At 69.0% G+C, this 12,102-nt stretch carries 12 protein-coding genes; 4 read left to right on the forward strand and 8 right to left on the reverse strand.

All coding sequences use genetic code 11. The annotated features are described in order from the left end of the window. Positions 1-6 precede the first annotated feature (6 nt). The 4 genes from R2J75_RS09025 to R2J75_RS09040 are packed head-to-tail and all read left to right on the forward strand — an operon-like array spanning position 7 to position 3,885. Complete coding sequence (locus R2J75_RS09025; RefSeq protein WP_316411524.1) at positions 7-987, forward strand: ABC transporter substrate-binding protein; 981 nt, start codon at positions 7-9, stop codon at positions 985-987. Between the two features lies 1 nt (position 988). Then, complete coding sequence (locus tag R2J75_RS09030; RefSeq protein WP_316411525.1) at positions 989-3,250, forward strand: hybrid sensor histidine kinase/response regulator; 2,262 nt, start codon at positions 989-991, stop codon at positions 3,248-3,250. Between the two features lie 30 nt (positions 3,251-3,280). Beyond that, complete coding sequence (locus tag R2J75_RS09035; protein WP_243334190.1) at positions 3,281-3,487, forward strand: hypothetical protein; 207 nt, start codon at positions 3,281-3,283, stop codon at positions 3,485-3,487. After that, the gene (locus tag R2J75_RS09040; RefSeq protein ID WP_316411526.1) at positions 3,487-3,885 is read left to right on the forward strand and encodes a hypothetical protein; all 399 of its coding nucleotides are present in this window, start codon (positions 3,487-3,489) and stop codon (positions 3,883-3,885) included. Before R2J75_RS09035 ends, R2J75_RS09040 begins: the two co-directional genes overlap by 1 nt. A 9-nt stretch (positions 3,886-3,894) precedes the next feature. On the opposite strand, the gene R2J75_RS09045 is transcribed toward R2J75_RS09040, so the two are convergent. From R2J75_RS09045 to R2J75_RS09080, 8 genes are all read right to left on the reverse strand, one after another. Further along, complete coding sequence (locus R2J75_RS09045) at positions 3,895-5,817, reverse strand: NADH-dependent [FeFe] hydrogenase, group A6 (protein WP_243334188.1); 1,923 nt, start codon at positions 5,815-5,817, stop codon at positions 3,895-3,897. 16 nt (positions 5,818-5,833) lie between these two features. Beyond that, on the reverse strand, positions 5,834-7,009 hold the full coding sequence (locus R2J75_RS09050) for a complex I 51 kDa subunit family protein (protein WP_316411527.1): 1,176 nt from the start codon (positions 7,007-7,009) through the stop codon (positions 5,834-5,836). Further along, positions 7,006-7,527: an NADH-quinone oxidoreductase subunit NuoE family protein gene (locus R2J75_RS09055; RefSeq protein WP_243334186.1), complete on the reverse strand. Its 522-nt coding sequence runs from the start codon at positions 7,525-7,527 to the stop codon at positions 7,006-7,008. Before R2J75_RS09055 ends, R2J75_RS09050 begins: the two co-directional genes overlap by 4 nt. 9 nt (positions 7,528-7,536) lie before the next feature. After that, positions 7,537-7,926 (reverse strand): response regulator transcription factor, encoded by a 390-nt coding sequence (locus tag R2J75_RS09060; protein WP_243334185.1) that lies wholly within the window; start codon positions 7,924-7,926, stop codon positions 7,537-7,539. Between the two features lie 524 nt (positions 7,927-8,450). Beyond that, a complete protein-coding gene (locus R2J75_RS09065) occupies positions 8,451-8,675 on the reverse strand; it encodes a GxxExxY protein (protein WP_316410066.1) in 225 nt (74 codons plus the stop codon). A 38-nt stretch (positions 8,676-8,713) separates the two neighbouring features. Beyond that, positions 8,714-9,470 (reverse strand): IS5 family transposase gene (locus tag R2J75_RS09070; RefSeq protein WP_316411528.1). Its coding sequence is split into 2 segments (ribosomal slippage): positions 8,714-9,152 and positions 9,151-9,470, totalling 759 coding nucleotides; the frame shifts between segments, so codons are not numbered across the junction. A 949-nt stretch (positions 9,471-10,419) separates the two neighbouring features. Beyond that, a complete protein-coding gene (gene hydG, locus R2J75_RS09075) occupies positions 10,420-11,847 on the reverse strand; it encodes a [FeFe] hydrogenase H-cluster radical SAM maturase HydG (RefSeq protein WP_243332383.1) in 1,428 nt (475 codons plus the stop codon). After that, entirely contained in the window at positions 11,844-12,098 is a 255-nt protein-coding gene (locus R2J75_RS09080; RefSeq protein ID WP_243332386.1) for a TM1266 family iron-only hydrogenase system putative regulator, read from the reverse strand. Before R2J75_RS09080 ends, hydG begins: the two co-directional genes overlap by 4 nt. Positions 12,099-12,102: the final 4 nt, after the last annotated feature.

Genomic DNA, 12,102 nt, shown 5'->3' on the forward strand with positions numbered 1-12,102 from the left:
CTGCATATGCGGAAGTTGACAGTTCTGGCCGCCCTCCTCCCATGTCTGCTCGGATGCGGCAGCCGCGGCCTGGGGCCCCGGACCGCGGCGCCGCGCATCCAGGTGGCCTGCACCGTCCAGCCCCAGAGCGCCCTCGTCCACGTGGCCCTGGCCCGCGGCTACTTCGCCGCGGAGGGCCTGGAGGTCAGGCCGACCCTCCACGGATTCGGCAAGGCGGCCCTCCAGGACATGCTGGAGGGCCGGGCCCAGTTCGCCACGGTCGCCGAGACGCCGATCATGTTCAGCGCCCTCAAGGGGGACGACCTCCAGGTGGTGGCCGGGGTGGAGGCGAGCACGCTCAACAACGCCATCATCGCGCGCCGCAGCGCAGGCGTCGCCGTCCCCGCGGCCCTGCGCGGCAAGCGCGTCGCCTTCACCCCCGGCACGACCTCGGAATTCTTCCTGGACTCCATCCTCACCACCCTCGGCCTCACCCGCCGCGACCTGGTGGCCGTCCCCTGCCGGCCGGAGGACATGCAGGACGCCCTCGTTTCCCGCCGCGTGGATGCGGCCTCCTGCTGGAACTACCCCCTCGCCGGCATCCGGCGGGCCCTGGGGACGGACGCCTTCCTCATCCAGGACCGGGAGATCTACACCGAGATCTTCACCCTCGTCGCCCCGCGCTCCTTCATCAACGCCAATCCCGGCGTGGTGCGGAGGTTCCTCCGGGCCCTGCTCCGGGCCGAGAAGGACGTCGCCCGCGACCCCGCGGGGGCCCAGGCCGTCGTCTCCCGCGCCTCGGGCGCGCCGCTGGAGCTGGTCAAGGAAGTGTGGGGCGCGTTCGACCACCGCCTCGGCCTCGACCAGGGCCTGCTGGTGGCCCTGGAGGACGAGACCCGCTGGGCCATGAAGAACGGCCTCGTTCCCGGCGGGCCGATGCCGGACTACCGGAAGCTCCTGTACCCGGACGGCCTCCGCGCCGTGGCCCCCACGGCCGTGAAGCTCTGACATGAAGGTCACCAGCCGCCTCTCCCTGCTTTCGGCCCTCTCGCTGGGGATCCTGGTCGCCATGGTGGTCGCCGTCGCCTGGGGCACCCAGGACTTCCGCCAGGCGAAGGCGGGCTACGCCCTCGCCAGCGAGCTGAAGATCGCCGTGCTCGAAGGCAATGCGATCCGGGACCAGTACTTCCTCCACCGGGAGGCCCGCCACCGGGACCTGTGGCTGGCATCCCTGGGGCGGGCCGAGGGCCTCCTCGCCCGGGCCGAGCCGCGGTTCACCGGGGGCGCGGACCCGGATCTGGTCGATGAGATCCGGGACGACCTGGGCGCCTCCGGCGCCATCTTCCGCCGCATCGTCGACAACACCGCGGCCCTGCAGGGGGCCGGGGAACGGAAGGCCGTCTTCGAGGAGCTGGACCGGCGCCTCTCCAGTCAGATGCTCCTGCGGGGCGGCTACGCCTTCGACAGCGCCAGCGCCCTGGTGGAGGCCTGGGAGGGGCGGGTCGAGGCCACCTACCGCAACCTCGCCGTCCTCGCCTGCGGCTTCGCGGCGGGGCTGGCCCTCTCGGCCATCCTCATCCTCCGCCACACCGTGCGCACCATCCGGGGGCGCCTCCTGCCCCTCCACGCGGGCGTCAACCAGGTCGCCGGCGGGGACCTGGCCTGCCGCCTCCCGGCCGATGGCTCCGATGAGTTTTCGGACCTGGCCCGCGCCATCAACGCCATGACCGAGCGGCTGGAGGCCTCCCAGCGGCTCCTGGGCGAGGAGATCCGGCGCCGCATGCTGGCCCAGGCGCGCCAGGAGAGCGAGGCCCGCTTCAAGGCCTGGTTCGACATCCCCCTCGTGGGCATCAGCGTGACCACCCCGGAGAAGGGCTGGCTGGAGGTGAACCCCCACCACTGCGCCATGCTGGGCTACACCCGGGAGGAGCTCATGCGCATGTCGTGGGCGGACGTGACGCACCCCGAGGACCTCCCCGCCGAGCTGGAGGTGTTCGAGCGGGTCCTGGCCGGGGACCTGGAGGGCTACACCCGGGAGAAGCGGTTCATCCGCAAGGACGGGACGATCCTCCACGCCGAACTGGCCCGCCGGTGCATCCGCAGGCCGGACGGCAGCGTGGAGGCCCTCGTGGGCGTCGTGCTGGACGTCAGCGAGCGGAAGCGCGCCGAGGAGGAGCAGCGCCGGCTCACGGAGCAACTGCAACAGTCCCAGAAGCTGGATAGCCTTGGCAGCCTGGCGGGGGGCGTCGCCCACGACATGAACAACGTCCTCGGCGCCATCCTGAGCCTGGCGACGGCCCACCTGGAGCTCCAGGAGCCCGGCAAGCCGGTCCACAAGGCCTTCGAGACCATCGCCAAGGCGGCGACCCGCGGCCGGGACCTGGTGGCCCGGCTCCTGGGTTTCGCCCGGCGGAGCCTGGCCCGGGAGGCGGAGCTGGACCTGAACGCCCTGGTGCGGGAGGTGGCGGGGATCCTGGAGCGGACCACCCTGGGCCGGGTCCGGGTGGAGCTGGACCTGGCCCCGGACGCGCCGCTGATCCTGGGCGACGGCGGGGCCCTCGCCACGGCCCTCATGAACGTCTGCGTGAACGGGGTCGAAGCCATGCCCGGAGGCGGGCTCCTCACCCTGCGCACCCTCGTCGGCGACGGGGGCTGGACGGAGGTCCACGTGGAGGACACCGGGACCGGGATGCCCAAGGAGATCCTGGACCGCGCCCTGGATCCCTTCTTCACCACCAAGGAGGTCGGGAAGGCCACGGGCCTGGGGCTCTCCCTCGTCTACACCACCGTCAAGGCCCACCGGGGCCGCCTGGAGCTCCGCAGCGAGCCCGGGCGGGGCACCCGGGTCCGCCTGGCCTTCCCGCCCTGCGCGCCGGCGCCGCCGAGCCGGGAACCCGCCCCCTCCGAGTCCCGCACCGTCGCCTGCCGGCGGGTGCTCCTGGTGGACGACGACCCCCTGGTCCGGGAGGCCACCGCCTCCCTCCTGGACATCCTGGGCGTCGAGGCCTTCCTCGCCTCCGACGGGGCGGAGGCCCTGGCCCGCCTCGAGGCCGGCCTCGATCCGGACGTGGTGATCCTGGACATGAACATGCCGGGGCTCGACGGGGCCGCCACCCTCCCGCGCCTGCGGGAGCTGCGGCCAGGCCTGCCGGTCCTCCTCGCGACGGGGCGGATGGACCAGAGCGCCCTGGACCTGGCCGAGGCCTACCCCGGGGTCGCCCTCATGTCCAAGCCCTTCACGGCGGACGAACTGCGCCGCGCCCTGGGGTAGGCGCCTATAATGCCTTCCGGAGCCTCCCCCATGGAAACCCTCATCAACAGTCCCTTCATCATCCCCCTGGGCGCCTTCGCCATGGTCGCGATCGTGGTGTCGGTGGGAGCCTGGGCCAAGGTCAGGAACCGGGAGATCCAGTCCCAGCACGAGCTCCGGCTGCGCCAGATGGAGCACGAGCAGAAGATGAAGGCCCTCGAGGTCGAGCGCATCAAGGCCGGGGGCGGCCAGGCCTGATGGACGTCTGGGCCAAGCTCAACCTGAAGGGCCAGACCCGCATCGCCGTCCTGGGCGCGCCGCCCTCCTTCGAGCCCGCGCTCGCGGCCCTGGACGGGGTCCAGGTGGAGCGGGAGGCCGTCGCGCCCCTCGCGTTCGCCCTGGCCTTCGCCGAACGGCGCTCCCAGCTCGACGCCGCGGCCCGGGACCTGGCCGGGAAGGCCGAGGGCGACGCCATCCTCTGGTTCGCCTACCCCAAGCGATCGTCCCGGCGCTACGCCTGCGACTTCGACCGGGACCACGGCTGGGAGGTCCTCCGGGAGGCCGGCTGGGACAGCGTCCGCATGGTGGCCCTGGACGAGGACTGGTCGGCCCTGCGCTTCCGGCGCAAGGCCTTCATCCGGAAGGCCGGGGGCTGAGGCCCCGGCTCACTCGATGTAGCGGCCCCTTTCCGTGTAGTGGGTGTGCAGCAGCTCGTGGCTGCGGTGGCCGCAGGGGCCCTCGGTGAGGAACTCCTCGTAGATCCGGAGGACGTCGGGATTCTCGTGGCTCTTCCGCACCTCGTAGGCGGCGTCCTCGGCGTAGATGGCGTGGGCGCGCGCCTTCCGGATCTCCGGGGAGGTGGGGATGGGCTGGCCGCCGCCGCCGATGCAGCCGCCGGGGCAGCCCATGAACTCGATGAAGTGGCATTGGCTGAAGACGCCGCCGGCCTTGATGTCCTCCATCACCTTCCGGGCGTTGGCCGTGCCGTGGGCGACGGCCACCTTGAGGGTGGCGCCCCGGAGGAAGTTCCAGTCCTGGAACAGCCCGGCCAGGATGGGCGGCACCGGGCCGACCTCCGGGATGGGGAGCTCGGCGTACTTGACGCCCTCGAAACCGCGCACGGGCTTGATGTCCGCGTTCTCGAAGAGGGTCTCGACCTTGAGGCCGGTCACCACCTCGATGACGGTGCGGAGGGCGGCCTCCATCACGCCGCCCGTGGCCCCGAAGATGACGCCCGACCCGGTGGCGGTGCCGAAGGGCGCGTCGAAGCCGGACCTGGGCAGGCGCGGGAGGTCGAGGCCCGTCTCGCTGATCATCTTGGCCAGCTCGCGGGTGGTGAGGCCGTAGTCCACGTCCTTGAAGCCGGAGTCGTCCATCTCGGGCCGGTTGCACTCGAACTTCTTGGCCGAGCAGGGCATGAGGGCCACGGTGACGATGTCGGCGGGGTCGATGCCGTGCTTCCGGGCATAGTAGGTCTTGATGACGGCCCCGAACATCTGCTGGGGACTCTTCGCGGTGCTCAGGTTGGGGATGTACTCGGGGTAGAAGTGCTCCAGGTACTTCACCCATCCCGGCGAGCAGCTGGTGAACTGCGGGAAGGCGGCCTCGCCGCCGTCGGCCAGGGCGGTCTTGAGGCGGAGCAGGAGCTCGGTGCCCTCCTCGAGGATCGTCAGGTCGGCGGTGAAGTTGGTGTCGAAGACCCGGTCGAACCCGCACATGCGGAGGGCGGTGTTCAGCTCGAAGGTCATGGGCGTTCCGGGCTCGCACCCGAAGCATTCGCCGATGGCGGCGCGGGGGCTGGGCGCGGTCTGGATCACCACGTGCTTCTTCGGGTCGTGGATGGCCTCCCAGACCTCGTCGGTGGGATCGTTGGCGCGGAGGGCGCCCGTGGGGCAGCGGTTGATGCACTGGCCGCAGTTGATGCAGACGACGGAACCCAGGGGCTTCTCCATGAAGGAGGCGATGTGGGCCTTGTCGGAGCGGCCCAGCACCTCGATGGTGCCGACTTCCTGGAGGTCGATGCAGGTGCGGACGCAGCGCCGGCACATCACGCACTTGTTGTTGTCCCGGACCACCGAATAGGAGGAGAGGTCGATGTCCCACCGGGGCTTCTCGGGATGGCCGAAGCGGAAGAAGTCGACGCCGTATTCCTTGGAAAGGGCCTGGAGCTCGCAGTTGTTGTTCCGGCCGCAGGCGTAGCATTCGCCGTAGTGCTCGCTCAGGAGCAGGTCGACGATGTGCCGGCGGGCCATGCGCACCTTGCGGGTGTGGGTCCAGACCTTGAGCGGGCTGGTGACGGGGAAGGCGCAGGCGGCCTGGAGGGTGCGCATGCCCTCCACTTCCACCGAGCAGACCCGGCAGACCCCGGCCACGCAGAGATCGGGGTGGTGGCAGAGGGTGGGGATCTTGATGCCGATGCGCCGGGCGGCCTCGAGGATCGTGGTGCCCAGGGGCACCTTGAGCTCCTGCCCGTCGATGGAGAGGGAGACGGAACCACCGATGGCGGTGGCGCTGGCGGGGACGGCGGGGACCGAAGCCTGCTGGCTCACGGGGGCCCGGCGGGACATTTCGCTGGAGGGAACGGTCATGGCGTCAGCTCCGGATTCAGGCGTGGGAGGGGATCCGGCCCATGATCTCGTCGCGGAAATGCTCCACGACCGAGAGGAAGGCGTTGGGGCTGCTCTGGCCCAGGCCGCACTTGGAGGCGACCTGCATGGTCTCTCCGAGCTGGCAGAGCTCCCTCAGGTAGGCCATGCTGCACGTGCCGGCCCGCAGCTTCTCCAGCCCCTCGAGGAGCTTGGCGTTGCCCAGGCGGCAGGGCGTGCACTGCCCGCAGGATTCGTCCACGAAGAACTCCAGGAAGTTGTGGAGCACCTCGAGCATGTCGCGGTGGGGCCCGAAGACGATGACCGAGCCGCCGGTGGGGATGTCCTCGAAGGCGATCGTCCGCCCGAAGTCCTTGGCGGGCACGCACTGGCCCGAGGCCCCGCCGATCTGGCAGGCCTTGGCCCCTTCGCCGCCCACCTCCTTCAGGAGGTCCGAGACGCTGATGCCCAGGGGGAACTCGTACACGCCGGGGCGGGCGCAGTCGCCCGAGACGCTGAAGATCTTGATGCCCGTGGACCGTTCGGTCCCCACGCGGCGGAACCAGTCCGCCCCGTTGCCCAGGATGCAGGCCGTCCAGGCCAGGGTCTCCACGTTGTTGACCACCGTCGGGCAGTCCAGGAAGCCGGTGTTGACGGGGAAGGGGGGGCGGTTGCGGGGCTCGCCCCGGAAGCCCTCCAGGGCCTCGATGAGGGCGGTCTCCTCGCCGCAGATGTAGGCGCCGGCCCCCATGAAGATGCGGATGTCGAAGTCCAGGGGGGAGCCGAGGACCCCCTTCCCGAGCAGGCCCGCCTCGCGGCGCCGGGCCAGGACCGCCTCCAGGTGGCCACGGAGGTACGTGTACTCCCCGCGCAGGAAGAGGACGCCTTCCTTCGCGCCGATGGCGCGGGCGGCGATGGTCATGCCCTCGAAGACGAGGTCGGCGTGCTCCTGGAGGATGACCCGGTCCTTGAAGGTCCCGGGCTCGCCCTCGTCGGCGTTGCAGATCACGAACTTCCGGTCGCCCCGGGCGGCGGCGGCGAAGTTCCATTTCACGCCGGTGGGGAAGCCGGCGCCGCCCCGGCCCTTGAGGCCCGAATCGGAGACGGCCTTGATGATGGCGGTGCGCTCGCAGGCCAGGGCGGCCTTGAGCCCCGCTTCCGGGAGCTGGGAGGCGTAGGTGGACAGGGGGCTCATCGGATCACCACTTCCTTGGATTCCTTGGCGTGGACGCCGAAGACCCGGCGGCAGGCCTCGAGGATCTCGTGGACCTTCTCGGGGGTGACGCGGGTGTAGACCTGGTCGTTGACGAGGAGGGCGGGGCCCTGGTCGCACATGCCCATGCAGTTGGCCCACTCCAGGGTGAACTTGCCGTCCGCCGTCGTCTGGCCGAAGGTGATGCCCAGGTCGTTCTCCAGCTGCCGGCTGACCCGGCGCTTGCCCTGCATGTCGCAGGAGATGGTGCGGCAGAGCCGGATGACGAACCGGCCCTGGCGGCCGCTGCCCAGGAAGGCGTAGAAGGAGGCCACGCTGTTGACCTCCACGGGGTGGATGCCCAGGTGGTCCGCGATCACCTGGAGGGCGAAGGCGTCGAGGGTGTGGTACTTCCGCTTCACCTCCAGGAGGATGGGGATCAGGGAGGTGCGGTCCCGCCCCAGGCGGTCCGCGAGCGCGTCCACCTCCTGGCCCAGCCGGTGGCGTTCGGTCATGAGCATGGGATCCTCCTATCGACCAGGCGTGGATGGAGCGGCGAGGAGGCGCGCGACCTTGGCGACCAGCTCGGCCGGTTCGACGGGCTTGGCGGTGAAGTCGTCCACCGGGACCATCTCGTCGTCCTTGCCGAAGGCCAGGCCGGAGGCCGTGGCCACCGACGTGAGCATGAGGATGGGCAGCGTGTGACCCGCCCGCCGGAGGTCCTGGGCCATGCGGAAGCCGTCGTCGGGCTGCTCCATCATCACGTCCAGGATCAAGAGATCGGGCTTGAAGGTCGCCATGGCCTCCATGCCTTCCGGCCTGCTGTACGCCGCGCCGACCGTGTGGCCCTCCTTCTCGAGGAAAAGGGTGCCGGCCTCCACGATATCCGGGTCGTCGTCCACGATGAGGATGCGCGCCATGGGTCACTCCCTTGCCGGCCAAGCCGGGAACGGTGGATACGCGGGTGGGGGGGATGCGCCCAAAGTCTAGGGCCGGCTCCAGGGGCTGTCGATCAAAAATGCGCGAATGGCGCGCCGCGCCTTCGTTCTTTTTGTAACGAAGCCGGGCCGCCGAACGGAGCGGCCGCGATCCGAGGCCCAGAGCCCCCATCCGATGCGCGGAACCGTTTCCGCTGATCCGATCGGCCTGTACGCGGGTGGGTTCAGAGGCGGTTCAAGGTGAGCAACGATCCAGGTTTCGAAGAGAAGCTGGTGGACATCGTAGCCCTTCATCTGGATCGAATCACCGGAACCGCCTAGGGTGTGTTCGTAATCTAGGATAGTAATGGCTAATACCCATCCGTGCCGGAGCATTGAGGAGCTGGAATAGTGAGTCTGTGCTGCAGTGCCTGATGGCGCCACGCATTCGCAGGATCCTATTGGAACGCGGAGGCGCGGAGGATCTCGCTGAGGCTCGCGGAGAAAGGATCAAGCCCTTGTATGTATCACCCGCTTGATTCCACCGTCTTTGAAAGGCCACTGACGGAAATTGAGGAGCAGGCCGACCTCCATTCCGCCTTAGCCTCCACGACCACGAGGTCGTCTACCAGCAAATCCAGCCGGTAGGCCCGCTCAACCACAAGCCCCCTCCACTCGATATCCAGGGGCAGGTTCCAGGAGCGCTTTCCTCCGCGACCCTCTGCGAGATCCTCCGCGCCTCCGCGTTTCATAGGATCAATGAGGATCCGGAACGCTTGTCACCCTCCGCTCATAGCCTCAGCCAGATCACGATGCAGGCCAAAGCCACCTGGGCTGAGAAACTTCGCGCCGTTTTGTCGAACCTGGTGGCCAGCGCCCTGAACTGTTTGAGCTTGGCGAACCCATGCTCGATGGCATGGCGGGCCTTGTATAGGTGTGAGTCCCAGGCCGCCGGATTCTTGCGCCGGGGATGAGGTGGGATGACGGCTGTCGCACCCATGGCCTCGATCGCCTTCCTTACCGGGTTCCCATCGTAGGCCCGATCTCCGAACACGTACTCTGCCTGCCAACCGCACAGCAATCCTTCAGCAGACCGGCTTTCATGGGCTTGCCCCGGAGTGACCAGGAAATCCAAAGGATTACCGTGGGCATCGCAGATCAAATGGATCTTGGTCGAGCATCCACCCCGAGATCGTCCGAGCGCCTGGTTCCAGAGCCCCCCCCCTTTTGCCTGCTGAATGTTGATGAGCGCGAATGATGGTGCCATCCAGCATGACCCACTCCAGGTCGGCTTCCTTGCGCAGGAACTCCAGGATCCTTTGCCACACGCCGCGCTTGGTCCAGGCCTCAAATCGCGTGTACACGCTTGTCCAAGGTCCAAATTCCTCCGGCAGGTCCCTCCACGGCGCCCCAGTCCTGTGCCTCCACAGGATCGCCTCCACCATGGGACGGTTGGGGTGACGGGATCGCCCCATCCCTCCACGCTCTGGCGGAATGAGCGGTTCAAGCTTTGCCCACATGGCATCGGTCAGGAAACTTCTCGGCATCGTTACCCCAGGAAAATTCGTGGTGTACGAGCCTTTACGTATGAGTACAAGTTAACTATTTATCTAATCTATAGATTCCGAACACAGCCTAGTTCCGATCCTTCGTGCTGGCAAGGGTGAGTAAAAATCCCGTACGCTGAGTGCGCCGAGAAGCCGAGTCACGCTGAGCCAGCTTCGCGATCCACCGCGCCGACCAGGCCCTGGCCCGCTGGCGCGGGCCGCGATGCTGCGCATCGCCCGGCTGGGGGCTCCGGGCCTTCCGCATGCACGCCTGTGGGTGCCCTGCGCCCCCAGCCTTGGACGGGCCTGGGCTCAGCCCCGAGGCCTTGGCCATGGTGGTCATCCGCACGATCTCGGCCTTGCGCTCCGCCGTGCGGGTGGCCTTTCGCCCCCGGCCCGGAGCAGCCTGGTCGATACCCTGGCATCCGGCCTCCAGGAACCGGTACCGTCGGACGGGGTTGTAACCCACCTGGAGCTGGTCGAAGGTGGGCCGAACCTCCGACCCAGGCCCGTCCAAGGCTGGGGGCGCAGGGCACCCACAGGCATGCATGCGGAAGGCCCGGAGCCCCCAGCCGGGCGATGCGCAGCATCGCGGCCCGCGCCAGCGGGCCAGGGCCTGGGTGGTATGGGTCGGCGCGGTGGATCGCGAAGCTGGCTCAGCGTAACCCGGCGTCTCGGCGCACTCGGCGTACGGGTTTTTTACTCACCCTCGCCAGCACGAAGGATCGGAACAAGGCGGTTCCCGTGATTCGATCTACCGACACGAGCCCAGCTGGGTCAGGAGGCGATTGAGGGCCAAGGCCTGGGTGGCATGGGTCGGCGTGCTGAACCGCGAAGCTGGCTCAGCGTGACGCGGCGTCTCGGCGAACTCGGCGTACGGGTTTTTTACTCACCCTCGCCAGCACGAAGGATCGGGACCCGATCGTTCAGGTGATTCGATCCAACGGCCCTAGAAACGGAGGTCGCGCTCGCCGGCGCGGATGCGCTCCAGGTAGGCTTCGGCGGCGGTGCGCGCCTTGGGGTTGGGGATGGTGGCCAGCTCCTTGGCGATGATGGCCTCGCCCAGGCCGCGCAGCTCGGTGTCGCCGTAGTCCTCGATGTACTCCATGAGGGTGAGGAGGGCGTTGGGCTGGCAGACGTTGGCGATCTGGCCGCTCTTGGCGAGCTTCATGAACCGGTCGCCGGTGCGGCCTTCCCGGTAGCAGGCGGTGCAGTAGCTGGGGATGTAGCCGTCCCGCAGCAGGTCCTTGAGGACCTCGGTGGGGCTGCGGTGGTCGGCGGGCTCGAACTGGGGCACGGGCTCGGGCTCGCCCAGCTTGTGGGTCTGGGCGTAGCCGCCCACGCCGGTGCAGGAGCCGGCGCTGACCTGGGAGATGCCCAGGGCGATGACCTCCTCGCGGTAGCCCATGGGCTCGCGGGTGGAGAGGATCATGCCGGTGTAGGGCACGGCGAGGCGGAGCACGGCGACCACCTTCTTGAAGTCGTCGTCCCCGACCAGGTGCGGGAACTGGCTGGCGGTGACGCCGCTGGCGCTGCGGATGCGGGGCACGGACAGGGTGTGGGGGCCCACGCCCAGGGCCGCTTCCAGGTGCTCCCCGTGCATGAGCATGGCGACGGTGTCGTAGCGCCAGTCGTAGAGGCCGTAGAGCACGCCCAGACCGACGTCGTCGATGCCGGCCTTCATGGCGCGGTCGTGGGCCGTGGTGTGCCATTCGTAGTTGCGCTTGGGCCCGCCCCGGTGGACGGTCTGGTACGTGGGCTTGTGGTAGGTCTCCTGGAAGAGGATGTAGGTGCCGATGCCCGCGTCCTTCAGGCGCCGGTAGTCCTCCTCCGTGGTGGCGGCCACGTTCACGTTCACGCGGCGGATGGCGCCGTTGTCGAACTTGAGGGAATAGATGGTGGAGATGCACTCCAGGACGTAGTCGAGGGGGCAGTTGACGGGATCCTCGCCGACCTCCAGGGCCAGGCGCTTGTGGCCGAGGCCTTCGAGGACGCGGACCTCCTCGGCCAGCTCCGCCTGGTCCAGGCGCCGGCGGGGCATGGGATTGCCGTGGTTGTAGCCGCAGTACGAGCACTGGTTGACGCAGAAGTCGGAGAGGTAGAGGGGGGCGAACATGACGATCCGCCGGCCGTAGATGTGCTCCTTGACGTGGCGGGCCAGCCTGAAGACCTCCTCCAGCACCTGCGGGTCCTGGACGTCCAGGAGCACGGCGGCCTCGCGGTGGGTGAGCCCCCCGAAGCCGGCCGCCTTGTCCAGGATCGCCCGCACCCGGGCGGGGTCCTGGGCCGCGGTCCGGGCCGCCTCCAGCGTCTCCAGGATCTCTCCGTCGTGGATGAAGATCGCGGGGTCCATGGATGAGGGGTCGTAGGCGGTCATGGCAGCTCCTTCGTCAGGGCGGATTTCACCGAGATCCCCGCGATCCGCCCCAGGCGGCCGGTGAGGGCGCTCAGCTCGTCGGAGGTGCCGTCCACGATGAGCGACACCACGGAGACGCCCCGCTCCCGGTAGGGAAGGCCCATGCGCCCGACGATCACGGCCGCGGCCTCGTGGAGGACGGCGTTGACGGCCGGGGCCGCCTCCAGGTCCTCGACCACGATGCCCACCACGCCGAGTCGCTTGCGTTCCATGGGG

The organism is Mesoterricola sediminis (assembly GCF_030295425.1).
Taxonomy (GTDB): domain Bacteria; phylum Acidobacteriota; class Holophagae; order Holophagales; family Holophagaceae; genus Mesoterricola; species Mesoterricola sediminis.